Source organism: Streptomyces sp. NPDC006551, from assembly GCF_040611675.1.
In the GTDB taxonomy this organism is placed as follows: Bacteria; Actinomycetota; Actinomycetes; order Streptomycetales; family Streptomycetaceae; genus Streptomyces.
On the sequence record NZ_JBEXOT010000018.1, the window covers coordinates 74920 to 101188 of the forward strand.

The 26269-nt window shown below is 71.5% G+C and carries 24 protein-coding genes; 13 read left to right on the top strand and 11 right to left on the bottom strand.

What is annotated here, in order from left to right:
* Positions 1–17: 17 nt before the first annotated feature.
* The 7 genes from mce (at position 18) to ABZY12_RS18290 (ending at position 9945) form a co-directional block, all read left to right on the top strand.
* Positions 18–458: a methylmalonyl-CoA epimerase gene (gene mce, locus ABZY12_RS18260; RefSeq protein WP_356891400.1), complete on the top strand. Its 441-nt coding sequence runs from the start codon at positions 18–20 to the stop codon at positions 456–458.
* A gap of 212 nt (positions 459–670) precedes the next feature.
* On the top strand, positions 671–4960 hold the full coding sequence (gene scy / locus ABZY12_RS18265; RefSeq protein ID WP_356891402.1) for a polarized growth protein Scy: 4290 nt from the start codon (positions 671–673) through the stop codon (positions 4958–4960).
* A 114-nt stretch (positions 4961–5074) separates the two neighbouring features.
* Complete coding sequence (locus ABZY12_RS18270; protein ID WP_356891404.1) at positions 5075–6013, top strand: cellulose-binding protein; 939 nt, start codon at positions 5075–5077, stop codon at positions 6011–6013.
* Positions 6014–6166: 153 nt separating this feature from the next.
* Complete coding sequence (locus ABZY12_RS18275) at positions 6167–7132, top strand: ABC transporter ATP-binding protein (protein ID WP_356891406.1); 966 nt, start codon at positions 6167–6169, stop codon at positions 7130–7132.
* Positions 7133–7135: 3 nt separating this feature from the next.
* Entirely contained in the window at positions 7136–7915 is a 780-nt protein-coding gene (locus ABZY12_RS18280; RefSeq protein ID WP_356891408.1) for an ABC transporter permease, read from the top strand.
* Positions 7916–8035: 120 nt separating this feature from the next.
* Positions 8036–9130: an ATP-binding cassette domain-containing protein gene (locus tag ABZY12_RS18285; protein WP_356891410.1), complete on the top strand. Its 1095-nt coding sequence runs from the start codon at positions 8036–8038 to the stop codon at positions 9128–9130.
* On the top strand, positions 9127–9945 hold the full coding sequence (locus ABZY12_RS18290; protein WP_356891412.1) for an ABC transporter permease subunit: 819 nt from the start codon (positions 9127–9129) through the stop codon (positions 9943–9945). The genes ABZY12_RS18285 and ABZY12_RS18290 overlap by 4 nt, the downstream gene beginning before the upstream one ends.
* Before the next feature lie 31 nt (positions 9946–9976).
* Here the strand turns inward: ABZY12_RS18290 and ABZY12_RS18295 are convergent, their stop codons facing one another.
* Positions 9977–10303, bottom strand: a complete 327-nt coding sequence (locus ABZY12_RS18295; protein WP_356891414.1) for an ATP/GTP-binding protein — start codon at positions 10301–10303, stop codon at positions 9977–9979.
* A 200-nt stretch (positions 10304–10503) separates the two neighbouring features.
* On the opposite strand from ABZY12_RS18295, the gene ABZY12_RS18300 reads away from it, so the two are divergent.
* On the top strand, positions 10504–11538 hold the full coding sequence (locus ABZY12_RS18300; RefSeq protein ID WP_356891416.1) for an LLM class flavin-dependent oxidoreductase: 1035 nt from the start codon (positions 10504–10506) through the stop codon (positions 11536–11538).
* A 152-nt stretch (positions 11539–11690) separates the two neighbouring features.
* Here the strand turns inward: ABZY12_RS18300 and ABZY12_RS18305 are convergent, their stop codons facing one another.
* Positions 11691–12083: an SCO5389 family protein gene (locus ABZY12_RS18305; protein WP_017236120.1), complete on the bottom strand. Its 393-nt coding sequence runs from the start codon at positions 12081–12083 to the stop codon at positions 11691–11693.
* A gap of 229 nt (positions 12084–12312) precedes the next feature.
* Between ABZY12_RS18305 and nucS the strand changes: the two genes are divergently transcribed.
* The gene (gene nucS, locus ABZY12_RS18310) at positions 12313–12984 is read left to right on the top strand and encodes an endonuclease NucS (protein ID WP_356891418.1); all 672 of its coding nucleotides are present in this window, start codon (positions 12313–12315) and stop codon (positions 12982–12984) included.
* A 61-nt stretch (positions 12985–13045) separates the two neighbouring features.
* Here the strand turns inward: nucS and ABZY12_RS18315 are convergent, their stop codons facing one another.
* The 3 genes from ABZY12_RS18315 to ABZY12_RS18325 all read right to left on the bottom strand — a co-directional run bounded on the left by ABZY12_RS18315 (position 13046) and on the right by ABZY12_RS18325 (position 17199).
* Entirely contained in the window at positions 13046–15616 is a 2571-nt protein-coding gene (locus tag ABZY12_RS18315; protein ID WP_356891420.1) for an ATP-binding protein, read from the bottom strand.
* Positions 15617–15889: 273 nt separating this feature from the next.
* Positions 15890–16213 (bottom strand): STAS domain-containing protein, encoded by a 324-nt coding sequence (locus ABZY12_RS18320; RefSeq protein ID WP_024761898.1) that lies wholly within the window; start codon positions 16211–16213, stop codon positions 15890–15892.
* Positions 16214–16350: 137 nt separating this feature from the next.
* A complete protein-coding gene (locus tag ABZY12_RS18325) occupies positions 16351–17199 on the bottom strand; it encodes a 3-hydroxyacyl-CoA dehydrogenase family protein (RefSeq protein ID WP_356891422.1) in 849 nt (282 codons plus the stop codon).
* Positions 17200–17389: 190 nt separating this feature from the next.
* On the opposite strand from ABZY12_RS18325, the gene ABZY12_RS18330 reads away from it, so the two are divergent.
* Positions 17390–17962, top strand: coding sequence for a cob(I)yrinic acid a,c-diamide adenosyltransferase (locus ABZY12_RS18330; protein WP_356891424.1), 573 nt, complete (start codon positions 17390–17392; stop codon positions 17960–17962).
* On the opposite strand, the gene ABZY12_RS18335 is transcribed toward ABZY12_RS18330, so the two are convergent.
* Positions 17882–18523 carry a hypothetical protein gene (locus tag ABZY12_RS18335; protein ID WP_356891426.1) on the bottom strand — a complete coding sequence of 214 codons (642 nt, stop codon included), beginning with the start codon at positions 18521–18523 and terminating at the stop codon, positions 17882–17884. The genes ABZY12_RS18330 and ABZY12_RS18335 overlap by 81 nt on opposite strands.
* A 156-nt stretch (positions 18524–18679) precedes the next feature.
* Here ABZY12_RS18335 and ABZY12_RS18340 point away from each other — a divergent pair, with 156 nt between their 5' ends.
* From ABZY12_RS18340 to ABZY12_RS18350, 3 genes are all read left to right on the top strand, one after another.
* Positions 18680–19885: a histidine kinase gene (locus ABZY12_RS18340; protein WP_356891428.1), complete on the top strand. Its 1206-nt coding sequence runs from the start codon at positions 18680–18682 to the stop codon at positions 19883–19885.
* A complete protein-coding gene (locus ABZY12_RS18345) occupies positions 19882–20553 on the top strand; it encodes a response regulator transcription factor (RefSeq protein ID WP_356891430.1) in 672 nt (223 codons plus the stop codon). Before ABZY12_RS18340 ends, ABZY12_RS18345 begins: the two co-directional genes overlap by 4 nt.
* A 223-nt stretch (positions 20554–20776) precedes the next feature.
* Complete coding sequence (locus ABZY12_RS18350; RefSeq protein WP_356891489.1) at positions 20777–22537, top strand: glycoside hydrolase family 18 chitinase; 1761 nt, start codon at positions 20777–20779, stop codon at positions 22535–22537.
* Here ABZY12_RS18350 and ABZY12_RS18355 read toward each other — a convergent pair.
* The 5 genes from ABZY12_RS18355 to ABZY12_RS18375 all read right to left on the bottom strand — a co-directional run bounded on the left by ABZY12_RS18355 (position 22534) and on the right by ABZY12_RS18375 (position 26251).
* Positions 22534–22797, bottom strand: coding sequence for a hypothetical protein (locus ABZY12_RS18355; RefSeq protein WP_356891432.1), 264 nt, complete (start codon positions 22795–22797; stop codon positions 22534–22536). The two genes, ABZY12_RS18350 and ABZY12_RS18355, sit on opposite strands and share 4 nt — an antisense overlap.
* A 35-nt stretch (positions 22798–22832) precedes the next feature.
* Entirely contained in the window at positions 22833–23279 is a 447-nt protein-coding gene (locus ABZY12_RS18360; RefSeq protein WP_356891434.1) for a DUF2550 domain-containing protein, read from the bottom strand.
* Between the two features lie 127 nt (positions 23280–23406).
* The gene (locus ABZY12_RS18365) at positions 23407–23781 is read right to left on the bottom strand and encodes a F0F1 ATP synthase subunit epsilon (protein WP_356891436.1); all 375 of its coding nucleotides are present in this window, start codon (positions 23779–23781) and stop codon (positions 23407–23409) included.
* Between the two features lie 110 nt (positions 23782–23891).
* Complete coding sequence (gene atpD, locus ABZY12_RS18370) at positions 23892–25334, bottom strand: F0F1 ATP synthase subunit beta (RefSeq protein ID WP_356891438.1); 1443 nt, start codon at positions 25332–25334, stop codon at positions 23892–23894.
* Positions 25334–26251: a F0F1 ATP synthase subunit gamma gene (locus tag ABZY12_RS18375; protein WP_356891440.1), complete on the bottom strand. Its 918-nt coding sequence runs from the start codon at positions 26249–26251 to the stop codon at positions 25334–25336. The genes atpD and ABZY12_RS18375 overlap by 1 nt, the downstream gene beginning before the upstream one ends.
* Positions 26252–26269: the final 18 nt, after the last annotated feature.

Below are 26269 nucleotides of genomic sequence, written 5' to 3' on the forward strand. Positions count from 1 at the left end.
GGCGCTGCACTGGGACCATGCTGACGCGAATCGACCACATCGGGATCGCCTGTTTCGACCTCGACAAGACTGTCGAGTTCTACCGTGCGACCTACGGTTTCGAGGTGTTCCACTCCGAGGTGAACGAGGAGCAGGGCGTCCGCGAGGCCATGCTCAAGATCAACGACACCTCCGACGGCGGCGCCTCCTACCTCCAGCTCCTGGAGCCCACCCGGGAGGACTCCGCGGTGGGGAAGTGGCTGGCGAAGAACGGCGAGGGGGTCCACCACATCGCCTTCGGGACCGCCGACGTCGACGGTGACGCCGCCGACATCCGTAGCAAGGGTGTCCGAGTCCTCTACGACGAGCCCCGGATCGGCTCCATGGGCTCCCGCATCACCTTCCTCCACCCCAAGGACTGCCACGGCGTGCTGACCGAACTGGTCACCTCCGCCGAGCCGTCGGCGGACCACTCCTAGGTCCGCTCCTCCGTCCACTCCTCGGTGGAGCACTGACCTCCGGATTCCTGGCCCGGTAGAGTGGGCGGCTCCGGGCCGGGGCCGGTCGGTGCCGCATGCCATGCGGCGTCGAAGTCGGGGTATCCGATCTGTCACCATTCCCCGGGGGGCCCGTTCGCCGGGGAACGGATCTCATTGGAGTGTTGCGACCAGGGGACGGATGGGACCGCGCAGTGCGGGGCTACGAACGCCAGGAGAGCCACCGAGCTGAAGACGACCATCTTTCGCGGTTCGAAGCCGAGATGGACCGGCTGAAGACCGAGCGGGAGAAGGCCGTCCAGCACGCCGAGGACCTCGGTTACCAGGTCGAGGTCTTGCGCGCCAAGCTCCACGAGGCGCGCCGCACGATCGCATCCCGGCCGGCCTACGACAGCGCGGACATCGGCTACCAGGCCGAGCAGTTGCTCCGCAACGCGCAGATCCAGGCCGACCAGCTGCGCCAGGACGCCGAGCGCGAGCTGCGCGAGGCCCGCGCCCAGACCCAGCGCATCCTGCAGGAGCACGCCGAGCACCAGGCGCGGCTCCAGGCCGAGCTGCACAACGAGGCGGTCCAGCGCCGTCAGCGCCTGGACCAGGAGCTGGCCGAGCGCCGCCAGACCGTCGAGGCGCACGTCAACGAGAACGTCGCCTGGGCCGAGCAGCTGCGCGCCCGCACGGAGTCCCAGGCCCGCCGCCTGATGGAGGAGTCCCGCGCCGAGGCCGAGCAGGCGCTCGCCGCCGCGCGGGCCGAGGCCACCCGGCTCGCCGAGGAGACCCGCCAGCGCGTCGGCTCGGAGGCGGAGGCCGCCCGTGCCGAGGCCGAAGCGATTCTGCTGCGCGCCCGCAAGGACGCCGAGCGGCTGCTGAACGCCGCCTCGACGCAGGCGCAGGAGGCCACCAGCCACGCCGAGCAGCTCCGTTCCGCCACCACCGCCGAGACCGACCAGGCCCGCCGGCAGGCGACCGAGCTGTCCCGCGCCGCCGAGCAGCGGATGCAGGAGGCCGAGGACCGGCTCCGCGAGGCTCGCGCGGAGGCCGAGAAGGCGCTGGCGGAGGCGAAGGAGGCGGCCGCCAAGCAGCTGTCGTCCGCGGAGTCGGTCAACGAGCAGCGCACGCGTACGGCGAAGGCGGAGATCGCCCGGCTCGTCGGCGAGGCCACGAAGGAGGCCGAGGCCCTCAAGGCAGAGGCCGAGGAGAAGCTCCGCGAGGCGAGCGCCGAGGCCGAGAAGCTGGTCTCGGAGGCCGCCGAGAAGGCCCGTACGGTCGCGGCGGAGGACTCCGCCGCCGCCCTCGCCAAGGCGGCCCGTACCGCCGAGGAAGTCCTCACCAAGGCGTCCGAGGACGCCCAGGCGACCACCCGCAAGGCGTCCGAGGAGGCCGAGCGGATCCGCCGCGAGGCCGAGGCCGAGGCCGACCGGCTGCGCAACCAGGCCGAGGAGCAGGCCGACGAGCTGCTCGGCTCGGCGAAGGACGACACCAAGGAGTACCGCGCCAAGACGGTCGAGCTGCAGGAGGAGGCGCGCCGGCTGCGCGGCGAGGCCGAGCAGTTGCGCGCCGAGGCGATCGCCGAGGGCGAGAGGATCCGCGGCGAGGCCCGGCGCGAGGCCGTCGGGCAGATCGAGGAGGCGGCCAGGACCGCCGAGGAGCTGCTGACCAAGGCCCGTACGGACGCCGACGAGCTGCGCGCGAGCGCCGGCGCCGAGAGCGACCGGGTCCGCTCCGAGGCCATGGAGCGCGCGCAGACGCTGCGGACACAGGCCGAGGAGACCCTGGAGCGCACCCGGGCCGAGGCCGAGCGGATGCGGGCCGAGGCCGAGGAGCAGGCCGAGGCGGTCAAGGCGGCGGCCGAGCGGGCCGCGACCGCGCTGCGCGAGGAGGCCGAGCGGGCCGCCGAGGCGCGGCACGCCGAGGCGGCCGAGGAGCTGACCCGGCTGCACACCGAGGCCGAGTCGCGGGTCGAGAACGCCGGGCGCGAGCTGTCCGACGCCCGGGCCGAGAGCGAGCGGATCCGGCGCGAGACCGCCGAGGAGACCGAGCGGCTGCGTACCGAGGCCGCCGAGCGGATCCGTACGCTCCAGGCGCAGGCCGAGCAGGAGGCGGAGCGGCTGCGGGCTGAGGCCGCGTCGGACGCGTCCACCGCGCGCGCCGAGGGCGAGGCCGTGGCCGTACGGCTGCGCACGGAGGCGTCGACGGAGGCCGAGCGGCTGAAGTCGGAGGCGCAGGAGACCGCCGACCGGGTCCGGGCGGAGGCCGCGGCCGCGGCCGAGCGGGTCGCCGCCGAGGCCGCCGAGGCTCTGGCCGCCGCGCAGGAGGAGGCCAACCGGCGCCGCCGGGAGGCCGAGGAGACGCTGGAGTCGGCCCGTTCCGAGGCCGGCCGGGAGCGCGAGCACGCCCGCGAGCAGTCCGAGGAGCTGCTGGCCTCCGCCCGCAAGCGGGTGGAGGAGGCGCAGACCGAGGCGCAGCGTCTGGTCGAGGAGGCGGACCGCCGGGCCACGGAGATGGTGTCCGCCGCCGAGCAGACGGCCAAGGAGGTACGCGACTCCGTCGCCGGGCTGCACGAGCAGGCCGAGGAGGAGATCGCCGGGCTGCGCAGCGCCGCCGAGCACGCGGCGGAGCGCACCAGGGCCGAGGCGCAGGAGGAGGCGGACCGGGTCCGCGCCGACGCGTACGAGGAGCGGGAGCGGGCCGCCGAGGACGCGAACCGGGTGCGGACCCGCGCCCAGGAGGAGTCCGAGGCCGCGAAGGCGCTGGCCGAGCGGACGGTCACGGACGCGATCGCCGAGGCGGAGAAGCTGCGGGCGGACACCGCGGAGTACGCCCAGCGGGTACGGACCGAGGCGACGGACTCGCTGGCCTCGGCCGAGCAGGACGCGGCCCGCACCCGTGCGGACGCCCGGGAGGACGCCAACCGGATCCGTTCCGAGGCCGCGGCCCAGGCGTCGACGCTGGTCGGCGAGGCGAAGTCCGAGGCGGAGCGGCTCACCGCCGAGGCCGAGCGGCTGCGGGCCGAGGCCGAGCAGGTCAAGGCGGACGGCGAGGCGGAGGCCGAGGCGCTGCGGGCGGCCGCGCGCGCGGACGGCGAGCAGGTGCTCGACGAGGCCCGCAAGGCCGCCGACAAGCGGCGCGCCGACGCCGCCGCCCAGGCCGACAAGCTCATCGGCGAGGCCACGAGCGAGGCCGAGCGGATCACCGCCGAGGCGGTGGAGCTCCTGGAGACGACCGAGCGCGACGCGCTGCGGCTGCGGACCGAGGCGGAGCAGGTCAAGAAGGACGGCGAGGCGCACGCGGAAGCGCTGCGGGCGGCCGCGCTGGCCGACAGCGAGCAGGTCCTGGACGAGGCCCGGAAGGCGGCCGACAAGCGCCGCTCGGACGCGGCCGAGCAGGCCGACCAGCTCATCGGCGAGGCGACGAGGGAGGCCGAGCGGATCACGGCCGAGGCCGGCGAGCTCGCGGAGTCGCTGACGTCCGACGCGACGCAGCAGGCCGAACTGACGGTCTCCCGGGCGTCGGACGAGGCCGAGCGGCTGCGTGCCGAGGCCGCCGAGACGGTCGGCGCGGCCCAGCAGGCCGCCGAGCGGATCCGCGCGGAGGCCGAACGGGTCCGCGCGGACGCCGAGTCGGCGGCGGAGCAGATGCGCTCCGAGGCACGCGCGGAGGCGGACCGTACGCTCGACGAGGCGCGCGAGGCCGGCGCCAAGCGCCGCTCGGACGCGGCCGAACAGGCGGACCAGCTCATGGCGAAGGCCCAGGAGGAGGCGCTGCGCGCCACCACCGAGGCGGAGTCGCAGGCGGACACGATGGTCGGCGCGGCCCGCAAGGAGGCCGAGCGGCTCGTCGCCGAGGCGACCGTCGAGGGCAACTCGCTGGTGGAGAAGGCGCGTACGGACGCGGACGAGCTACTGGTCGGGGCGCGCAGCGACGCGACGGCCATAAGGGAGCGGGCCGAGGAGCTCCGGGCGCGGATCGAGGGGGAGATCGAGGAGCTGCACGAGCGGGCGCGGCGCGAGACGGCCGAGCAGATGAAGACGGCCGGCGAGCGCGTCGACAAGCTGGTGAAGGCCGCCGAGGAGCAGCGGGCCGAGGCCGAGGAGAAGGCCAAGGAACTGGTCTCCGAGGCGAATTCGGAGGCGAGCAAGGTCCGGATCGCCGCGGTGAAGAAGGCCGAGGCGCTCCTGAAGGAGGCCGAGCAGAAGAAGTCGTCCCTCGTCGCGGAGGCGGAGCGGATCAAGGCGGAGGCCGAGCGCGAGGCCGAGAAGATGATCTCCGAGGGGCAGCGCGAGCTGGATGTTCTGGTGCGCCGTCGCGAGGACATCAACGCCGAGATCTCCCGTGTCCAGGACGTCCTCGAAGCGCTGGAGTCTTTCGAGGCACCGTCGAACGGTACGAAGTCCGACGGGGCGAAGTCCGCTGGTGCGAGGGACAACGGCAAGGCGGGTACCTCGGTGGGGGTTACACGTTCGAGTGGCAAGTCTTCCGGGGGCTAGCCACTCAAAAGGCTGGACATTCTCCAGATCAAACGGACATCCGCTCGATGACACGCCGCTTCGGCCCCTAGGATTCCCCCTAACACCTCACCGGTCTCATTCGACAGGAACCCCATGAGCGACACTTCCTCCCCCTTCGGCTTCGAGCTCGTGCGGCGTGGTTACGACCGCGGTCAGGTGGACGACCGCATTACCAAGCTCGTCGCCGACCGTGACAGTGCTCTGGCCCGAATCACCTCTCTGGAAAAGCGCATCGAGGAACTCCACCTCGAGACCCAGAACGCCCAGGCCCAGGTCACCGACGCCGAGCCGTCGTACGCCGGTCTCGGTGCCCGTGTCGAGAAGATCCTCCGCCTCGCCGAGGAGGAGGCGAAGGACCTGCGCGAGGAGGCCCGCCGCGCCGCCGAGCAGCACCGTGAGCTGGCCGAGTCGGCCGCGCAGCAGGTACGCAACGACGCGGAGTCGTTCGCCGCGGAGCGCAAGGCGAAGGCCGAGGACGAGGGCGTTCGGATCGTCGAGAAGGCGCAGGGCGAGGCCAACTCGCTGCGTGCCGAGGCCCAGAAGGACGCGCAGTCCAAGCGCGAGGAGGCGGACGCCCTCTTCGAGGAGACCCGCGCCAAGGCCGCCCAGGCCGCCGCGGACTTCGAGACCAACCTGGCCAAGCGCCGCGAGCAGTCGGAGCGCGACCTGGCCTCGCGTCAGGCCAAGGCCGAGAAGCGCCTCGCCGAGATCGAGCACCGCGCCGAGCAGCTCCGCCTGGAGGCCGAGAAGCTGCGTACGGACGCGGAGCGCCGGGCCCGCCAGACGGTGGAGACCGCGCAGCGCCAGGCCGAGGACATCGTGGCCGACGCGAACGCCAAGGCCGACCGGATCCGCTCGGAATCGGAGCGCGAGCTGGCGGCGCTGACGAACCGCCGCGACTCGATCAACGCCCAGCTGACCAACGTCCGCGAGATGCTGGCCACGCTGACCGGCGCCGCGGTGGCGGCGGCCGGCTCCCCGATCGACGACGAGTCGGCCACTCGCGGCGTCCCGGCCCAGCAGACGCGCTGAGCCCGCGGCCCCGGTGAGTGAGCCGAAGGGGCGCGCGGCCGTCCGTCGACAGACGCACCAAGCGCCCCGGAGGCGAACCGAGCCCTGAAAGAGAGGGCCAGCCCTCCGCCATTCCGGTGGCGGAGGGTTTTTCGCGCCCTTAGGTTGGTACGCATGATCGAGCTCGAGGGCCTCACGAAGCGATTCGGCACGAAGACGGCGGTCGACCATCTCTCCTTCCAGGTCCGGCCGGGTGTGGTGACCGGCTTCCTCGGGCCCAACGGAGCCGGCAAGTCGACGACCATGCGCATGATGCTGGATCTGGACAATCCGACCAGCGGTACGGTCCGGATCGACGGCAAGCACTACCGCGAGCTCCAGGAGCCGTTGAAGTACATCGGGGCACTGCTCGACGCCAAGGCGATGCACGGCGGCCGGTCCGCGTACCACAACCTGCTCTGCCTCGCGCAGGCCAACCGCATTCCGGAGAGGCGGGTCGGCGAGGTCCTCGACCTGGTCGGACTGACCCCGGTCGCGCGGAAGAAGTCGAAGGGCTTCTCCCTCGGCATGGGCCAACGGCTGGGAATCGCCTCGGCGCTTCTCGGTGATCCCGAGATCCTGATGTTCGACGAACCCGTCAATGGTCTGGACCCCGAGGGAATTCACTGGATCCGCAATCTGATGAAGGCGCTGGCGGCCGAGGGCCGGACGATCTTCGTTTCGAGCCACCTGATGAGTGAAATGGCTCTGACGGCGGATCACTTGATCGTGATCGGGCAGGGAAAGCTGCTGGCCGACACGTCGATGGCGGATTTCATCCAGCAGAATTCCAGGAGTTACGTACGGCTGCGCTCGCCGCAGGGGGAACGGTTGCGGGACGTCCTGCACTCCAACGGCTTCACCCCGGTCGAGGCGGGCAACGGCACGCTGGAGGTGGACGGCGCCACCACCGAGAAGCTGGGTGAACTGGCCGCCGAGAACGGGCTCGTCCTGCACGAGCTGAGCTCGCAGCGCGCCTCCCTGGAGGAGGCGTTCATGCGGATGACGGCCGGCGCGGTGGAATACCACGCGCACGGCACGGATGTTCACGGGGCCCAAGCGCCCGGCCCCCAGTGGGGCGACACCACCAAGGGAGCCTGAACGATGGCAGCCGTATCCGCGGTCCTCCAGTCGGAGTGGACCAAGATCCGCACGGTCTCCTCGACCATCTGGACCCTGGCGAGCGCGCTCCTGGTCACGGTGGCGATGAGCGCCGCGCTGTGCGCCCTGCTGGCGTCGACGTTCGACGATCTCTCCGCCGCCGAGCGGGCGACCTTCGACCCGACCTTCATCAGCTTCTCCGGGATGATGCTGGGCCAGCTGGCGATGGTCGTCTTCGGTGTGCTCGTGGTGGGCACCGAGTACAGCTCCGGGATGATCCGTACGTCCCTGGCGGCCGTGCCGCAGCGCGCCACCTTCCTCTTCTCCAAGATCGCGGTGGCGGGCGCCCTCGCGCTGGCCGTCGGTCTGGCGACCAGCTTCCTGTCGTTCTTCCTGGGACAGGCGCTCCTCGGCGAGCACCGCACCTCGCTCGGCGCGGAGAACGTACTGCGGGCGGTGATCGGCGGCGGGCTCTACATGGGCCTGATCGCGATCTTCTCGATGGGGGTGGCGGCGATGCTGCGCTCGTCGATGCTCTCGCTCGGCATCCTGGTGCCGTTCTTCTTCCTGATCTCGCAGATCCTGTCGGCGGTCCCCAAGGCCAAGGATGTGGCCCTCTACTTCCCCGACCAGGCCGGATCCAAGATCATGCAGGTCGTGCCGGACGCGATGAACTCGGAGAAGGCCCCCTACGGCCCCTGGGGCGGGCTCGGCATCATGCTGATCTGGGTGGCGGCCTCGCTGATCGGCGGCTATCTGGTCCTGAAGAAGCGGGACGCGTAGCCGGAAGTTCACACTTCGCCGGAACCGTCAACGGCTCGATAAGCTCCTAGCTCATACGGGGGGCTACCGGCCGACGGCCACGGCCCCGACGACGACCTGACCTGTCGATGGGGCTGGAGAATGATCGAGGCAGTCGGCCTGACCAAGCGCTACGGCGCCAAGACGGCCGTGTACAACCTTTCCTTCCAGGTGCGGCCGGGGACCGTCACCGGCTTCCTGGGACCCAACGGCTCCGGCAAGTCGACCACGATGCGCATGATCCTCGGCCTGGACCAGCCGACCTCGGGGCATGTCACGATCGGCGGCCACCCCTTCCGGCAGCTGCCGAACGCGCCGCGACAGGTCGGCGCGCTGCTCGACGCCAAGGCCGTGCACGGCGGCCGCAGCGCCCGCAGCCATCTGCTGTCGCTCGCCCAGCTCGCCGGCATCCCGGCCCAGCGGGTCGACGAGGTCCTCGGGGTCGTCGGCCTCCAGGACGTCGCCAAGCGGCGCTCCAACGGCTTCTCGCTAGGCATGGGGCAGCGTCTCGGCATCGCGGCGGCACTGCTCGGCGACCCGCAGGTGCTCCTCTTCGACGAGCCGGTCAACGGCCTCGACCCGGAGGGCATCCTCTGGGTCCGCAACCTCATGAAGAAGCTGGCCGCCGAGGGCAGGACCGTCTTCGTCTCCAGCCACCTCATGAGCGAGATGGCGCTGACCGCCGACCATCTGATCGTGATCGGCCGCGGCCGGCTGCTCGCCGACATGAGCGTCAAGGACTTCATCTCGGCGAACTCCGCGGACTTCGCCCGGGTGCGGACCCCGCGGACGGAGCCGGAGCAGCGGGAGAAGCTGACCGCCGCACTCACCGAGGCCGGCGGTCAGGTCATGTCCGAGCCCGACGGGGCGCTGCGGGTGACGGGCCTCGCCCTCCCCCGGATCAGCGATCTCGCCCACGGCGCGGACGTACGGCTCTGGGAGCTGTCCCCGCACCAGGCGTCGCTGGAGGAGGCGTACATGCGGATGACGCAGAGCGCCGTGGACTACCGCTCCACCGAGGACCAGCTCGCCCACCTCCAGCAGCCGCAGCCGTCCCACCTCAAGCAGCAGCCCGAGCCGTACGTGGTGCCGGAGGTGCCGCAGCAGGGCTGGTACGCCCCGCCGCCGCCCGGACAGAACCCCTACGCCACCCCGCAGCAGAGCGAGCCCGCCCCGAACGCCGAGGACGCCCGATGACCGCCCCGACCCCGCCCTACTCGTACGTCTCCCCGATCCCCGTCCGCAGGGCGCACCTCGGTGACGCGCTCGCCTCGGAGTGGACCAAGATCCGGTCGGTGCGTTCCACGATGTGGACGCTCGGGGTCATGGTGGTGCTGATGCTCGGCATCGGTCTGGGGGTTGCCGCGATCGTGGCGACGTCGAGCGAGAACACTCAGGGCGAGTCGGCGCTCGGTTTCGGGTTCTTCGGCGTGCTCCTCGGTTCGATCTGTGTGATCACGCTGGGCGTGCTGACGATCGCGTCCGAGTACGGCACGGGCATGATCCGCACCACGCTGACCGCCTGCCCGAGCCGGGCCCGGGTGCTGACGGCCAAGGCGATCGTCTTCTTTCTGCTCACCTTCACGGTCACGACGGTGACCGCGACCGTGGTCGCGATGGCGCAGGTGGCGATGGTGGACGCCGTCGAGCCCACCGGGTCGGAGTGGCTGCGGGCCACAGTCGGCGCCGGTCTGTTCGTCGCGCTGCTCGGCCTGCTGGCGCTCGCCGTCGGCTCGATCGTGCGGCACTCGGCGGGCGCGATCACGATCATGATCGGGGTGCTGCTGCTGCCGCTGGTCGCGGCGATGTTCATGTTCTCGGAGTCGCTGGCGAAGGTGCAGGAGGCGCTGCTCACCTACGCGATCCCGAGCCAGCTGATCGCGCTGTACGCCGGCCGGTCGGCGGTGGGCGAGGGCGGCCCGTCGGGGTGGGACCCGGTGTGGATCCTGGCGGGCGTCGTGGCCGCCGCGATGGCCGGCGCGTACGCCCTGATGAACAGCCGGGACGTCTGACCCGCCATCCGCGCCGTCGGCCGGAGAGCGCTCAGTACCTGGGCGCGTTACGGGACCGCTGCACCCGCGAGGTGCGGCGGTCCTTCGCGTTCCAGCACGCCTTGTGCCAGTGCCGGCGGTCCTCCACTCCCCCGTACTCCGGCCAGGCGACGACATGCGGAGCGCCCGAAGGGATCTCCTGGTCGCACCCGGGGCAGCGGTAGCGCTTGCCGGGCGCGCTCGCCCCGGCCACATGGCGGACGAGCCACTCCTCGCCCTGCCAGGACTCGCTGCGCTGCGCTCCTCCGTACCGGTCGGTTTCCGCGCCCTGAGGGTCGGGCTTCTCGCCGCCATGGGGGCGGTTGCGACGCGGGGACACGAATCACCTCACGGAGGCCGGGTACACGGACGGTTCCGACAAGCCTACGGGCCGCGACGTGGTGGCCCGGCCCACCCTCCAGGCTCAGTTAGCGGAAAATCGCAAGAACTTCGGGGCGGGCCGTTGCCTTTGGCACGTGTCAGACGTTGTTGCCAGTACGAGGGGGGAGAACCGCGTCGGCCGCAAGGAGGCAGAAGGCGATGCGCGTGGGTACGTTTGTTCTGGCCGCCCAGTTCCCGGGGCAGGGCCAAGGCGAGGCACTGCACCGGGCGGTGCGGACGGCCGAGGTGGCCGAGGAGGCGGGGCTCGACTCCGTCTGGCTCGCCGAGCACCATTTCGTTCCGTACGGCGTCTGCCCGTCGGCCGTGACGCTGGCCGCGCTGCTGCTGGGCCGTACGCGCCGGCTCCGGGTCGGCACGGCGGTGAGCGTGCTGCCGACCGTCCACCCGGTCGCGCTGGGCGAGCAGGCCGCGCTGCTGCATCTCACCTCCGGCGGCCGGTTCACCCTCGGGGTGGGCCGCGGCGGACCGTGGGTCGATCTGGAGGTGTTCGGCGCGGGCCTCGACGCGTACGAACAAGGCTTCCCCGAATCGCTCGACCTGCTGCTGCGCTGGCTGACCGAGCCCCGGGTCGCGGCCCAGGGCGAACGATTCGCCTTCCGTGAGGTCGCCGTCGTACCGCGCCCCGGCGAACTCATCGGCGGGGAGGCCGCGCCCGAGGTGGTCGTCGCCTGCACCTCCCCGAAGAGCGTCCGTCTCGCCGCCGAACGCGGGCTTCCGATGCTGCTCGGGATGCACTGCGGCGACGAGGAGAAGGCGGAGATGGTGGCGGCCTGGCGCCGCTGCGCTCGTGAGGCGGGACGCACCCCGGACGAGATCGCCCGGATCGGCGCCGGCCATGTCTCGGCGGGTGTCGCCCAGCTCGCGGACCGCCGGGCGGACGCGGCCGAGGCCCTGGTGAAGGCGATGCCGGGCTGGCTGAAGCAGGGCCTTGACGCCCATGTCACGGTGGACGGCCGGCACCGCTCGATGCGGGACCCCGTCGCGTACACGGAGCTGCTGTGCGGGCTGCATCCGGTGGGCACGCCACGGCTCGCGGCTGACCGTCTCGCGGCGACCTCGGAGCGTACGGGCATCACCCGCTTCGCGCTGCTCGCCGAGGGCTCGGGCGACCTCGCGGCCACCGAGGAGAACGTACGGCGCCTGGGCGCCGAAGTACTGCCGATGCTGGTGTGAGGGCTGGTGAGTCATGTCGGTCGTCGAGGGGCGTCCGAGGGGCGTCGAGCCCGGCGGGAGCCGGGAGACAGGCCCTCGGGGCCGGATGCCGCCGCTCCGGCATCTGTCGCATCGTTCGGGTCTCCCCCGATGCGGAGCGGCAGCACCATGCCTCAGCAGTCGCGCAGTTCCGGCGACTGGTTGAGCAGCTGGCCTCGTACGGAGGTGAAGCGGGCGAGCCGCTCGTCCACCGCGGGGTCCAGCGGGAAGACCGCCACACGGTGGCAGTTCTGGAAGGCCAGACGCACTCCGAAGTGCCGCTGCAGCGCACCCCGGATCGCATCACTCGCGAGTGCACGCAACAGCTGACCACGTGCCTGCTCGTTCGGCGGCGGCGTCTGGTTGTCGGCGAACTCTCCGCCGTCCACCTTCAGCTGAGCCACCAGAGAACTGATCATCTCCCATGCGTAGGGCAGGGAGGTCCGGACGCAGTCGACGAAGTCGGCTTCGTCGACCTCGCCTCGCTCGGCCTGTTCCAACAGCGCCGGTGAGACGTCGAGCGACATGGGTTCTCCTCTCGCGACCCCGACGGGCGGGGTCTTACGGGCAGGGATGGAGGACCCTCCGCGCGACACGCAGCGTGCACGGACGGCGACCTCCTGCTTCCACGGTAAGCGCGCCGTCCGGAGCGCACCAGGAGAATGGGAACACAACCGGCCAATAACCGACGGGTGTTGGGCGGGCGTTAAGAGCCGAATCGCGCGGAAGAGCGCTCGTCTTGTAGCGTTGCCGACCATGCGTCTCGTCATCGCCCGTTGTTCCGTGGACTACGCGGGCCGGCTCACCGCCCACCTGCCCTCCGCGCCCCGTCTGATCCTGGTCAAGGCAGACGGCAGCGTCTCCATCCACGCGGACGACCGGGCGTACAAACCGCTCAACTGGATGTCCCCGCCGTGCACGCTCAAGGAGGGTGCCGACGGCGAGGCCGGCATCTGGACCGTGGTGAACAAAGCGGGCGAGAAATTGATCATCACGATGGAGGAGATCCTCCACGACTCCTCGCACGAGCTCGGTGTCGACCCGGGCCTCATCAAGGACGGCGTGGAAGCGCACCTCCAGGAGCTTCTCGCCGACCGCATCGAGACCCTCGGCGACGGTCACACACTGATCCGCCGCGAGTACCCGACGGCGATCGGCCCGGTGGACATCCTGTGCCGGGACGCCGACGGGGCGACGGTCGCGGTGGAGATCAAGCGGCGCGGCGAGATCGACGGCGTGGAGCAGCTGACCCGCTATCTGGAGCTGCTGAACCGCGATCCGCACCTCGCGCCGGTGAAGGGCGTCTTCGCCGCGCAGGAGATCAAGCCGCAGGCGCGGGTGCTGGCGACGGACCGCGGCATCGAGTGCGTGGTGCTGGACTACGACGCGCTGCGCGGCATCGAGGACGACAAGCTGCGGCTGTTCTAGACGGTACGAGTACGGCGACGGCCCCGGGTGCGTGAACGCGCCCGGGGCCGTCGCCGTACTGTCAGGCGGGGGTCCCGGTGGAGGGGGACCCGGTACCCGACGCGGAGGCGGAGTTGCTCGGGCCCTGCGTCGTCTCCGTGCTGCTGGGGGTCGGAGACGGCGATGTCGTGGCCGTTTCGGTGGGCGTCGGCGAGGGGGGCGTCGGCTTGGGGGACGTCGGTGTCGGCTTCGTCGTCGGGCTCAGCGTCGGGCGGGGCTTCCCGGGGGCCGTCGTCTCGGGAGCCCCCTGCGTCGGGCTGGTGGCGGTCGAGCCGGCCGGGGACGACGGGGTACCCGCCGTTCCGGCCGTGCCCGGGGTGGCCGAGCCGGTGGCGCTCGGCGAGGGCGAGTCCGACGGGCGGACCGTCGAGTCCTCGGTCGGCTCGTCCGTGTCCAGGCCGCCGTCGTCGCCGCCCTCCTCGCCCGTGGTGTGGTCGGAGGTGACCCGGTTGTTGGCCGGGGCGTCGCCGTCGCCGGAGGTGGCCCCGATGGTCACCACGGTGCCGAGCACGGCGGCGAGGAGCGCTCCGGTGCCGACGGCGACCAGGTTGCGGCGGGCTCCCGCGAGGATGCCCCAGCGGGCCCCGGGGCGCCGCTCGCCGCCGCCCGCGGAACCGTCGGGGCGGCTGATGAGGGTCGGGCCGTCGTTCGTGAAGTCCTGGAACGCGGGGACGGGTGCGGGCGCCGGCGCGGGTGTGGGGGCGGGCTTGGGGGCGGGCTTGGCGAGGACGGCCGGGATGCCGCGGGGCGGGGAGAGGGGTTCCTCGCGCCGCACGACGGTCGGCTCCTCGCCCGCCGGAGCCCGGTCGCCGGGCAGCGGGCGGCCGGCTCGGTCGGCGACCAGGGCGAGCGCCCGGCGGCCGGCGACGGTGCCGCGCTTGTCGGCGAGGGCGCCGCGCAGGGCGATGGACGCCTCCAGTTCGGCGCGGGCCCGCTCCAGGTTTCCGGAGCAGAGCGCGAGGACGCCCAACTCGTGGTGGAAATAGGCTTCTTCTGCGACCTCTCCGGCGAGGCGGGCCGCCTCCTGGCCGCTGCGCAGGGCGCGCTCCCAGGCGCCCCAGTGCAGTCCGGCGGCGAAGGCGGGCGCGGCGCTGCGGGCGAGGAGGACGGCGGTGGCGGGGTGCTCGGGGCCCGTTCCGGGGACGAGTACCGACAGCGCGGCGAGCAGCGCGTCGGACTCGGCGACCGCTCGCCCGGGGGTGACGGAGGGGTGTCCGGCCCACCAGGTGTAGTGCTGGGCGACGGTGTGGGCGCGGTCGGCCGCGTCCGAGTCGTACCCCTGGGCGATGAGCTGGGTGAGGACGCCGGCGGCGAGGCGGTAGCGGGTGCCGACCGGGGAGAGCAGTCCGCAGCCCATGAGCTCGCCGAGGGCGGCGTCCGCGTGGGTGTCGCCGACGAGGGCGGGGAGGTGAGCCTGGTGCGGCACCTCACCGCCGAGGGCGACGGCGTACCGCAGGGCCTCCTGGGCGGAGTGGCTGAGCCGCGAGGCGAGCAGAGCGGCGGGGGCGGCGCCCTCACCGAGGCTGGGCAGCGGTATCTCGCGCACGTCGACGTCGGCGGCCTCGTCGGGATCGGTCGCGGCGGGGGCGCCCGGTGTGCCGAAGGCGTCGGCGAGGGCGCCGAACGCGTCGAACTCGGCGGGTTCCTCCGCCTGGGTGCCGAAGGCGTCGAACTCGGCCGGGGTGGCCCGGAGCCGGTCGCGCTGGCGGAGCAGCGCGCCGGCCTGGACGAAGCGGAGCGGCAGGCCCTCGGACTCGAACCAGAGGTCTCCGGCCCAGTTGGCCTCGTCGTCGGTGAGGGTGCGGCCGACGACGTTCTCCAGGAGTTCCACGGCGGAGGCGCGGCCCAGGCCGCTGAGGGAGACCTCTTCGAGGTGGGCGTCGGCGGAGGGGGCCGGCACGTCGGGGGTGGCGGCGAGCAGGAAGGCGCACTCGGGAGCGGCGGTCAGCAGCTCGTCGAGGGTGGCGCCGCCGAACTCCAGGTCGTCGACGACGACGACCGCGCCGATCTCGTGGACCTGTGCGAGCAGGGCGGAGCGGTCGGGCCGGTGGTCCGGCGTGTGCTGGACGGTCGCGAAGAGTTCGTACAGCAGCTCGGTGGGGGTGCGGTGGTGGCCGGAGAGGCGTACGACACCGTCGGGCGCGAGGCCGGCGCAGTCACCGGCGACGGCATCGAGGAGCGCGGTGCGGCCGGAGCCGGCGGGGCCGGTGAGCCGGACGGAGCGGCCTCGGGCGAGGAGCTGGACGAGCCGTTCGCGCTCCTCCTGCCGTTCGAGGAGCGGGAGCCGCGGAGCCGCGGGGCCCGGCGGTACGGGCGGGGCGGTGGCGCGGGCCGCTTCGGCGCGCTCGTCGGAGGTGCGGCGGCGGGACGGCGCGGCCTGTTCCCCGGGCGGGCAGGCCTCGATCTCGCTGCCGTCCACCGGGTTGACGGTGAGGAGCAGGTCGCCCGAGACGAGCCGGGCGGTGCGGGCACGCGTGGGCGTCGCGGCCGGGCCGCGCTCGGGAGCACCGCCGCGGGCGCCGTGCGTGTCGTCGCCCTCGTTGTCGTGCCCGTCCTGGCCGTAGCCTTCCGGCCCCCGGTTCATCGGGTCCATGTTCAAAGCTCCCCAAAAGCGGTGCGCGCCGAAGCCCCTCCCGGCCGATCTGCACGCTCGCTGTCGCTTCTGGTCCGGTGCCCGCCGGGTGGGTCCGTGAAAGGGCGGGCGACCGAACCCTAGACCTTCCGCGAGGATCCCGGAAAGGCCGGGGCCCCAGCCCGCCCAAGACGTCACGGTCTTGTGAGGATTGGGCCGTGACGCCTGGTTCACACAGCGGCTTCACAGGCGGTACGACGATGATTCATGCCGCTGCCCGGCCCCGCCCCGCACTCACACGCGGGGCAGCGACTCCGCGGCGAGGCCGCCCTCGATGGCGAGGATGCGGTGCAGCCGGGTCGCCACGAGCAGGCGCTGCATCTGCGGCGGCACCCCGCGCAGCACGAGCCGGCGGCCGCAGCGGCCGGCCCGGCGGTGCGCTCCCATGATGACCCCGAGACCGGTGGCGTCCCAGGAGTCGAGACCGGTCAGGTCGAGCACCAGATCGCCGACTCCGTCGTCGACGGCCGAGTGCAGGACCGTACGGGCGTCCGCCGCGCTGCGGACGTCGAGGCGGCCCCCGACGACCAGCTCGACATGGTCGCCCCTGATGTGCATATGCGCTCCCCGGGAGTGCTCCGTCTTTGCAACAACTGACTGCCGTCGGCGCAGAAGCGTTGCGCCTTGTAAGCGAACTGATACCGAATTCACCCTGTGGGGTGATGGCGAAGCGGTCGCCGGGACTCGGCGACGGTTCAGTGCTTGTAGAAGCCCTGCCCGCTCTTGCGACCGATGTCACCGGCGTCCACCATCCGGCGCATCAGCTCCGGCGGTGCGAACTTCTCGTCCTGCGACTCGGTGTAGATGTTTCCGGTGGCGTTCACCAGGATGTCGATGCCCGTCAGATCGGCCGTGGCGAGCGGGCCCATGGCGTGGCCGAAGCCCAGCTTGCAGGCGGTGTCGATGTCCTCGGCGGTCGCCACACCCGATTCGTAGAGCTTGGCCGCCTCGACGACGAGCGCCGAGATGAGCCGGGTGGTGACGAAGCCGGCCACGTCGCGGTTGACGACGATGCAGGTCTTCCCGACGGACTCGGCGAACTCCCGTGCGGCGGCGAGCGTGGAGTCGGCCGTCTTGTAGCCGCGTACCAGCTCGCAGAGCCGCATCATCGGGACCGGCGAGAAGAAGTGGGTGCCGACGACGGCCTCCGGTCGCTCCGTCGCCGCGGCGATCTTGGTGATCGGGATGGCGGAGGTGTTGGAGGCGAGGACGGCGCCGTCCTTGGCGATCTTGTCGAGCGCGCGGAAGATCTCGTGCTTCACCTCCAGCTTCTCGAAGACGGCCTCGACGACGATGTCGGCGTCGGCGACCGCGTCGAGCTCGGTGGTGGCGCTGATCCGGCCGAGGGCGGCCTCCGCGTCGGCGGCGTCCAGCGTGCCCTTGGCGACGAAGCGGTCGTACGACGCCTTGATGCCGTCGGTGCCACGCGTCAGGGCGGCGTCGGTGACGTCACGCAGGACGACGTCCCAGCCCGCCTGGGCGGAGACCTGCGCGATTCCGGACCCCATGAGTCCGGCCCCGATGACGGCGAGCTTCCTGGCCACGATGTCCCACCCCTTAACGCCTGTTCACTTCCGGCTCTTCGGCGGAGATTAGCGGGCGGGAGCCGCCATGTGACCGCTAAGTAATGCGCATCACGCCAGGTTTGACGGACGTCACACTCGCGACACTCCGGCGCCGTGACGGTCGGCACACGCACGGCCCGTGCGGCCGTGGCGTCACTACGCTGGGCTCATGGTCAATCTGACGCGCATCTACACCCGTACCGGCGACCAGGGCACCACCGCCCTCGGCGACATGAGCAGGACCGCCAAGACCGATCTGCGGATCTCGGCCTACGCCGACGCCAACGAGGCCAACGCCGTCATCGGCACGGCCATCGCCCTCGGGCAGCTCGCCGAGGAGGTCGTGAAGGTCCTCGTCCGCGTCCAGAACGACCTGTTCGACGTGGGTGCGGACCTGTCCACGCCCGTGGTCGAGGACCCGAAGTATCCGCCGCTGCGGGTCGAGCAGTCGTACGTCGACAAGCTGGAGGCGGACTGCGACCGCTTCCTTGAGCAGCTGGAGAAGCTGCGCTCCTTCATCCTGCCGGGCGGCACGCCCGGCGCGGCCCTGCTGCACCAGGCGTGCACCGTGGTCCGGCGTGCGGAGCGGTCCACGTGGGCGGCGATCGAGGTCCACGGCGAGACGATGAACCCGCTGACCGCCACCTACCTCAACCGCCTGTCAGACCTGCTCTTCATCCTTGCGCGGGTGGCGAACAAGGAGGTCGGGGACGTGCTCTGGGTCCCGGGCGGGGAGCGCTGAGTCCTTCTGCTGCGGAGCCGGGGCCGGCTCCGCTCCCTTCTTCGGCCAGATCGCGTACGACAGCGCGATCAGGCCGTGGATGCCGGCGGTCCGCCAGGCGACGAACATCCAGCTCTTCAGTGAGTCGGTGTTCCCGTCCGGGCCGACGTACCAGGCCGCGAGCAGCAGCAGCCCGGACGCGACGGCCGCCGCCGTGACCGTGCCCATCCACACCCTGCCCTCGTGGCGGGCGCGCGCCATGCCGTAACGAGGCGGCTTGACGGGCGGCGGGCCGCCGCCGAAGCGGTGGGCGGCGTGGCCGTCGAGCCACTTCACGGTGCGGTGACCGTGGCCGACGGTGTAGCCGATGTACAGCGCGGCCAGGCCGTGCTTCCAGCTCGGGTCGGCGCCGTTCTTGAGGTCGATCGCGGTGACGACGAGCAGCAGCACCTCCAGGAGCGGCTCGCACAGCAGCAGGGCGAGACCGGCGCGGGGCATCCTCAGCAGATAGCGGGTGGCCAGGCCCGCGGCCAGCAGCACCCAGAAGCCGACCTCACAGATCACGATCAACGTGACGATCACGGCACTCACCCTTTCGCTCCGGGACCCCTCCAGCGTCCCGTCCGGTCCGGGGCTTCTCGTCGTCGCGAGTGACGAACCACGCCTACATCCTTCGACGGAGGGCGGATCGGCCCGGACGGCGAGGTCCGGGCGGCGCCGACCGTGTTGGATGGGGAGGTGAGCCTCCCCCGACCGCACCGCCACGACCTGCTGATCGCCGCCGCCGGTCTCGCCTGCGGTCTGCTGCTGTGGTCGTTCGGGCTGTACAACAAGGTGGATCATGTCGTCGGCCAGCGGTGGGCGGTGCTGATCCCGCTCGTCGTGATGGCCACGATGGAGGCACTGCGCCGTACGGCGCCCCGCACGGCGCTGGTCGTCGGCACACTCGCGATCGTCGGGGACCAGTTCACCCACGGCAATCTCGTCACCGTCCTGATGTTCACGGACGTGGTCTACGCCGCGGTGGTGTACGGCCCGCCCGCGTCCGCCCGGCGCATCCCGTACACCACCGCCCTCATCACGATCGGTGTCACGGTCGGCTTCCTCGTCTGGTGGCAGAACGCGATCGCCCTGCTGGTCGGCGTGGTCACTGGCATGGGCACGTTCCTCCCCGCCGTGACCGGCGCGATCGTCCGCAACCACCGACAGGCCGCCGAGGCCGCCCGGCTTCGTGCCGAACAGACCGCGCTGCTCGCCGAGATGGACCGCAGCCAGGCGGTGGTCGCCGAGCGGGCGCGGATGGCCCGGGAGTTGCACGACATGGTCGCCAACCATCTCTCCGCCATCGCGATCCACTCCACGGCGGCGCTGTCGCTCGACGACCCCGGCACGACCCGGCAGGCGCTGACCGTGATCCGGGAGAACAGTGTGGAGGGTCTGGCGGAGATGCGCCGGCTGATCGGGCTGCTGCGGGACAGCAGCGGCGACGCCGAACCGGCCGCCGCGCCGACGCTGGACGGTCTGGAGGCGCTGCTCGCTCAGGCCAGGACGAACGGCACGTCGAGCGGGCTGAACCTGGTTCTCGACGACGCCCGGGAGGGGAACGGCGGGCGGCTGCCGGCTCCGGTCGAGCTCGCCGCGTACCGGATCGTGCAGGAGTCGCTGACCAACGCGCTCAAGCACGCGGCGCCCGGGGAGGTGCGCGTGGCCCTCGACGGCCGGCCGGACGGGCCCCTCACGGTCTGTGTGACCAGCCCGCTCGGGGGGCGGCCCGCTCCTCGCGCGCCCGGCGCCGGGGCGGGGCTCGTCGGGATGCGGGAGCGGGCCGCCCTCCTCGGCGGGGAGTTCGAGGCCGGTCCGGTGCCGGACGGTGACGGGGGCGAGCTGTGGCGGGTACGGGCGGTCCTGCCCGTCGGGACGAGCGACAGGGGATCATCGACATGACGGACACGACGCGGCCGCCGATCCGGGTCCTGGTCGCCGAGGACCAGAGCGCGGTGCGGGCGGGGCTCGTCCTCATCCTGGGCAGCGCGCCCGACATCGAGGTGGTCGGGGAGGCGGCGGACGGCGAGCGGGCGGTGGAGCTGGCCCGCGCACTCCGGCCGGATCTGGTCCTGATGGATGTGCAGATGCCCCGGATGGACGGGGTGACGGCGACCGGTCTCGTGGTCTCCGAGGGCCTCGCCGATGTGCTGGTGCTGACCACCTTCGACCTCGACGAGTACGTCTTCGGGGCGCTGCGGGCCGGGGCGGCGGGCTTCCTGCTGAAGAACACCGAGGCCAAGGACCTGATCGGGGCCGTGCGGACGGTGGCGCGCGGCGAGGGGCTGATCGCGCCGGCGGTGACCCGGCGGCTGATCGCGGAGTTCGCCGCGCCGAGCCGTCCGGCCCGCGCCGCGGGCGGCGCGGATCCTTCCGTGCTGGCCGCGCTGACTCCTCGGGAACGGCAGGTGCTCTCGGCGCTCGGCGACGGTCTGTCGAACGCGGAGATCGCGGTACGGCTCGATATGGCGGAGGCGACCGTGAAGACCCACGTCAGCAAGGTGCTGGGCAAGCTGGAGCTGCGCAGCAGGGTGCAAGCGGCGGTTCTGGCACAGGAGTTGGGCGTGTGACCGAGGACTGACCTCACCTCGCCGACGTTGGTCTGGACCTCTTGACGATTGGTCCAGACCTTCCTACGCTCGCGGGGCGCGCACAGTTCACGGACCACCACCCCCACCTTGTCCGTCCGCAACTTGAGGAGCACCGTTGAGCACTCAAGCACCGACGCGCAGAACAGGGTTCAGACACCGGGCCGCCGCCGGCCTGACCGCCCTGATCCTGCCCCTGGCCGCGATGGTCGGCCTCGCCGCACCCGCCGAGGCGGCCACCTCCGCCACCGCCACTTACACCAAGGTCTCCGACTGGGGCTCGGGCTTCGAGGGCAAGTGGACGGTGAAGAACACCGGAACCACCACCCTCTCCTCCTGGACCGTCGAGTGGGACTTCCCCTCCGGCACGGCCGTCACCTCCGCCTGGGACGCCACCGTCACCAGCTCCGGCAACCACTGGACCGCCAAGAACGTCGGCTGGAACGGGACGCTCGCCCCCGGCGCCACGGCCTCCTTCGGCTTCAACGGCTCCGGACCCGGAGCCCCCGGCGGCTGCAAGATCAACGGCGCCTCCTGCGACGGCTCCACCCAGCCCGGTGACAACGCGCCCTCCGCCCCCGGCACCCCGGTCGCCTCCGACGTCACCAACACCTCCGTGAAGCTGACCTGGACCGCCGCGACCGACGACAAGGGCGTCAAGAACTACGACGTCAAGCGCGACGGCACCACGATCGCCACGGTCACCGGGCTCACGTACACCAACACCGGGCTGACCGCCGGCACCGACTACAGCTACACGGTCGTCGCCCGCGACACCATCGACCAGACCGGTCCCGCCAGCGGCGCCGCGAGCGTCCGCACCACGGGCGGCGGCGGCAACCCGCAGCCCGGCTCGGCCGTCAAGCTCGGCTACTTCACCAACTGGGGCGTCTACGGACGCAACTACCACGTCAAGAACCTGGTGACGTCGGGCTCGGCAGCGAAGATCACGCACATCAACTACGCCTTCGGCAACGTCCAGGGCGGCAAGTGCACCATCGGTGACGCCTACGCCGACTACGACAAGGCCTACACCGCCGACCAGTCCGTCGACGGCAAGGCCGACACCTGGGACCAGCCGCTGCGCGGCAACTTCAACCAGCTGCGCAAGCTCAAGGCCCAGTACCCGCACATCAAGGTGCTCTGGTCCTTCGGCGGCTGGACCTGGTCCGGCGGCTTCGGCCAGGCCGTGCAGAACCCGACCGCCTTCGCCCAGTCCTGCTACGACCTGGTCGAGGACCCGCGCTGGGCCGACGTCTTCGACGGCATCGACCTGGACTGGGAGTACCCCAACGCCTGCGGTCTGTCCTGTGACACCAGCGGCCCGGCCGCGTTCAAGAACATGATGCAGGCCATGCGCGCCAAGTTCGGTACGAACAACCTGGTCACCGCGGCCGTCACGGCCGACGCCTCGGCCGGCGGCAAGATCGACGCCGCCGACTACGGGGGCGCCGCGCCGTACATGGACTGGTTCAACGTGATGACGTACGACTTCTTCGGCGCCTGGGCGGCGAAGGGCCCGACGGCCCCGCACTCCCCGCTCACCTCGTACCCCGGCATCCCGCAGGCGGGCTTCAACTCCGCCGAGGCGATCGCCAAGTTCAAGGCGAAGGGCGTCCCGGCCAAGAAGCTGCTGCTCGGCATCGGCTTCTACGGCCGCGGCTGGACGGGCGTCACCCAGTCCGCCCCGGGCGGTACGGCGACGGGCCCGGCGGCCGGCACATACGAGCAGGGCATCGAGGACTACAAGGTCCTCAGGAACTCGTGCCCGGCCAACGGCACGGTCGCGGGCACCGCGTACGCGCACTGCGGCACCAACTGGTGGAGCTACGACACCCCGGCGACGGTCACGTCCAAGATGAGCTGGGCCAAGAACCAGGGCCTCGGCGGCGCGTTCTTCTGGGAGTTCAGCGGTGACACCGGCAACGGCGAACTCGTCGGCGCCATCAACAGCGGGCTGAACTAGCCGGGCAGCGGGCGGGGGCGGCGCAGCACGCCGTCCCCGTCGTGCCGGACGACCCGGCACTCCGAACCGAGCGCGGCGACGGTGGCACGGTGGCCGTCACCCGCCTCGACGCCGTACAGCCGCACCGGCGGGTGCGGCTGTACGCGTTCCCCCAGGACACCGGCGACGCCTGCCGCGGCGTCCCGGTCAGGGCGACGGCAGCCCGAGCGGTCCGGGGGCGGGTACGGAAACGGCCCGGGCGGGCCACACCTGGCACTCACCGGGCCGTACAAGATCGGGTGACATCCCCTGTTTCTCACGCCACATTGACGCGCTGGCCGGGCGGCGCCGCCTCCAGCCAGGCGAGGAAGCCGGTCAGCGCGTCCTCGCTCATCGCCAGCTCCAGCCGGGTCCCCCGGTGCATACAGCCCTGGATCACGGCGTCGGAGAGCAGTGCGAGCTCCTCCTCGCCCTCCGGCATCCGGCGCTCCAGGACCTCGATCGACGAGCGCTCCAGGACCCTGCGCGGCCGGGGCGCGTACGAGAAGACTCGGAACCAGGCGACCTGGTCACCGCTGTAGCGGGCGACGCCGTACACCCAGCCCTTGCCGGACGGGTCCGGCTCCTCGGGGACGTTCCACCGCAGCGAACAGTCGAAGGTGCCGCCGGCCCGCTGGATCAGCCTGCGCCGCAGGCCGAAGACGAAGAGCCCGATCACCACCAGTGCGACGACCAGGCCGCCCACGAGCAGAGCGAGGAACATCTTCACCGACCTCCTCGCTGCGTCCCGTAACCGAATACAACCTGTATACGCATCGCCTCAGCCGCGACACGGTCTGGATGATTCCAGCCCGTGCCGCGGCTGAGGGCACAACTCTCGGCGCGGTCCGCTAGCGGACCGCTACCGCGCGCAGCCGTACATCGGCGCGACGCTCGGCGGCGGCGTCCGATTCCGACTTGGCGCGCTCCAGCGCGCGCTCGGCGCGCTGGGCGTCGATCTCGTCCGCCAGCTCGGCGATCTCCGCGAGCAGAGACAGCTTGTCGTCGGCGAACGAGATGAATCCACCGTGCACGGCGGCGACGACAGTGCTGCCCTCGCTCGTACGGATGGTCACCGGGCCCGACTCCAGCACACCGAGCAGCGGCTGGTGGCCGGGCATGACGCCGATGTCGCCGGAGGTGGTACGCGCGATGACCAGGGTGGCCTCGCCGGACCAGACACTCCGGTCCGCGGCGACCAGCTCGACGTGCAGCTCAGCAGCCAAGGGTGGCTCCTCGGGTCACCACCCGGCGGTCGTGCCGGGTGTTGGGGTCAATTCTAGTGGGCGTGACGAGGGGGGCGGGCACACCCGCCCCCCTCAGGAGAGCACGGGGCTCAGGAGACGCCCAGCTCCTTGGCGTTGGCCTTGAGGTCCTCGAGGCCACCGCACATGAAGAACGCCTGCTCGGGGAAGTGGTCGTACTCACCGTCGCAGATCGCGTTGAACGCGGCGATCGACTCGTCGAGCGGAACGTCCGAACCGTCCACGCCGGTGAACTGCTTCGCCGCGTGGGTGTTCTGGGACAGGAAGCGCTCGACACGGCGGGCGCGGTGGACAACGAGCTTGTCCTCCTCGCTCAGCTCGTCGATACCGAGGATCGCGATGATGTCCTGGAGGTCCTTGTACTTCTGCAGGATCCCCTTGACGCGCGTGGCGGCGTCGTAGTGCTCCTGCGCGATGTAGCGCGGGTCCAGGATCCGGGACGTGGAGTCCAGCGGGTCCACGGCCGGGTAGATGCCCTTCTCGGAGATCGGACGGGAGAGAACCGTCGTCGCGTCGAGGTGGGCGAAGGTGGTGGCCGGGGCCGGGTCGGTCAGGTCGTCCGCGGGGACGTAGATCGCCTGCATCGAGGTGATCGAGTGACCACGGGTCGAGGTGATGCGCTCCTGCAGGATGCCCATCTCGTCCGCGAGGTTCGGCTGGTAACCCACGGCGGAGGGCATACGGCCCAGCAGCGTGGAGACCTCGGAACCGGCCTGGGTGAAGCGGAAGATGTTGTCGATGAAGAACAGCACGTCCTGCTTCTGCACATCGCGGAAGTACTCCGCCATGGTCAGACCGGCCAGGGCGACGCGCAGACGGGTGCCCGGGGGCTCGTCCATCTGGCCGAAGACCAGCGCGGTCTTGTCCAGAACGCCGGACTCCTCCATCTCGGCGATGAGGTCGTTGCCCTCACGGGTGCGCTCGCCGACGCCGGCGAACACGGAAACACCCTCGTGCAGCTTCGCCACACGCATGATCATTTCCTGGATGAGGACGGTCTTGCCGACACCGGCACCACCGAACAGACCGATCTTTCCACCCTTGACGTACGGGGTGAGAAGGTCGACGACCTTCAGGCCGGTCTCGAACATCTCGGTCTTCGACTCGAGCTGGTCGAACGCCGGGGCCTTGCGGTGGATGGACCAGCGCTCGCTGACCTCCGCCTCGGCCTCGGGCTCGTTCAGGATCTGGCCGAGCGTGTTGAACACGCGACCCTTGGTGACGTCGCCGACCGGCACCGTGATGCCGTTGCCGGTGTCGGTCACCGGGGCCTGGCGGACCAGACCGTCGGTGGGCTGCATCGAGATGGTGCGGACCAGGCCGTCACCGAGGTGCTGGGCGACCTCGAGGGTCAGCGTCTTCTTCGCGCCCTCCTCGGCCGGGTCCGGGACCTCGACGTGCAGGGCGTTGTAGATCTCCGGCATCGCGTCGACGGGGAACTCCACGTCGACGACCGGGCCGATGACCCGGGCGACGCGGCCCGTGGCGGCGGCCGTCTCAACAGTGGTCGTCATTACTTGTCACTCCCCGCGGTCGCGTCGGCGAGGGCTGCGGAGCCACCGACGATCTCGCTGATTTCCTGGGTGATTTCGGCCTGGCGGGCCGCGTTGGCAAGTCGGGAGAGGTTGTTGATCAAGTCTCCCGCGTTGTCGGTAGCCGACTTCATCGCGCGCCGCGTGGCGGCGTGCTTGGAGGCAGCCGACTGAAGCAGCGCGTTGTAGATCCGGCTCTCGACGTAGCGCGGCAGCAGGGCGTCGAGGACGTCCTCCGCCGACGGCTCGAAGTCGTACAGCGGACGGAGCGTCTCCGGCTCGCCCGCCTCCTTCGCCACCTCGTCGAGGCTGAGGGGCAGCAGCCGGGCCTCGACCGCCGTCTGCGTCATCATCGAGACGAACTCGGTGTAGACGATGTGGAGCTCGTCCACGCCGCCCTCCGCCGTGTCCTTCTCGATCGCCTCGATCAGCGGAGCCGCGATCTTCTTGGCGTCCGCGTACTCCGGCTGATCCGTGAAGCCGGTCCACGAGTCGGCCAGCTTGCGCTCACGGAAGTTGTAGTGCGAGATGCCACGGCGGCCGACGACGTAGATGTCGACCTGGCGGCCCTCGCTCTCCAGCTTCTTCGTCAGCTGCTCCGCCGCCTTGATGGCGTTGGAGTTGAAGGCGCCGGCCAGACCGCGGTCGCTCGTGAGGAGCAGGACCGCGGCACGGGTCGGGTTCTCCGCCTCGGTGGTCAGCGGGTGCTTGTCGTTCGCACCCGTGGCCACCGCCGTGACCGCGCGCGTGAGCTCGGTCGCGTACGGCGTCGACGCCTGCACCTTGCGCTGCGCCTTGACGACACGCGAGGCGGCGATCATCTCCATCGCCTTGGTGATCTTCTTCGTCGCGGTGACGGATTTGATGCGACGCTTGTAGACCCGGAGCTGCGCTCCCATGAGTCAGGTCCCTTCCGT

Excerpts from the sequence above, each read along its gene's own strand:
- mce (WP_356891400.1), top strand. The coding sequence starts at position 18 with ATGCTGACGCGAATCGACCACATCGGGATCGCCTGTTTCGACCTCGAC.
- ABZY12_RS18270 (WP_356891404.1), top strand. The coding sequence starts at position 5,075 with ATGAGCGACACTTCCTCCCCCTTCGGCTTCGAGCTCGTGCGGCGTGGT.
- ABZY12_RS18275 (WP_356891406.1), top strand. The coding sequence starts at position 6,167 with ATGATCGAGCTCGAGGGCCTCACGAAGCGATTCGGCACGAAGACGGCG.
- ABZY12_RS18280 (WP_356891408.1), top strand. The coding sequence starts at position 7,136 with ATGGCAGCCGTATCCGCGGTCCTCCAGTCGGAGTGGACCAAGATCCGC.
- ABZY12_RS18285 (WP_356891410.1), top strand. The coding sequence starts at position 8,036 with ATGATCGAGGCAGTCGGCCTGACCAAGCGCTACGGCGCCAAGACGGCC.
- ABZY12_RS18290 (WP_356891412.1), top strand. The coding sequence starts at position 9,127 with ATGACCGCCCCGACCCCGCCCTACTCGTACGTCTCCCCGATCCCCGTC.
- ABZY12_RS18300 (WP_356891416.1), top strand. The coding sequence starts at position 10,504 with ATGCGCGTGGGTACGTTTGTTCTGGCCGCCCAGTTCCCGGGGCAGGGC.
- ABZY12_RS18305 (WP_017236120.1), bottom strand. The coding sequence starts at position 12,083 with ATGTCGCTCGACGTCTCACCGGCGCTGTTGGAACAGGCCGAGCGAGGC.
- nucS (WP_356891418.1), top strand. The coding sequence starts at position 12,313 with ATGCGTCTCGTCATCGCCCGTTGTTCCGTGGACTACGCGGGCCGGCTC.
- ABZY12_RS18315 (WP_356891420.1), bottom strand. The coding sequence starts at position 15,616 with ATGGACCCGATGAACCGGGGGCCGGAAGGCTACGGCCAGGACGGGCAC.
- ABZY12_RS18320 (WP_024761898.1), bottom strand. The coding sequence starts at position 16,213 with ATGCACATCAGGGGCGACCATGTCGAGCTGGTCGTCGGGGGCCGCCTC.
- ABZY12_RS18330 (WP_356891424.1), top strand. The coding sequence starts at position 17,390 with ATGGTCAATCTGACGCGCATCTACACCCGTACCGGCGACCAGGGCACC.
- ABZY12_RS18345 (WP_356891430.1), top strand. The coding sequence starts at position 19,882 with ATGACGGACACGACGCGGCCGCCGATCCGGGTCCTGGTCGCCGAGGAC.
- ABZY12_RS18350 (WP_356891489.1), top strand. The coding sequence starts at position 20,777 with ATGGTCGGCCTCGCCGCACCCGCCGAGGCGGCCACCTCCGCCACCGCC.
- ABZY12_RS18360 (WP_356891434.1), bottom strand. The coding sequence starts at position 23,279 with ATGTTCCTCGCTCTGCTCGTGGGCGGCCTGGTCGTCGCACTGGTGGTG.
- atpD (WP_356891438.1), bottom strand. The coding sequence starts at position 25,334 with ATGACGACCACTGTTGAGACGGCCGCCGCCACGGGCCGCGTCGCCCGG.
- ABZY12_RS18375 (WP_356891440.1), bottom strand. The coding sequence starts at position 26,251 with ATGGGAGCGCAGCTCCGGGTCTACAAGCGTCGCATCAAATCCGTCACC.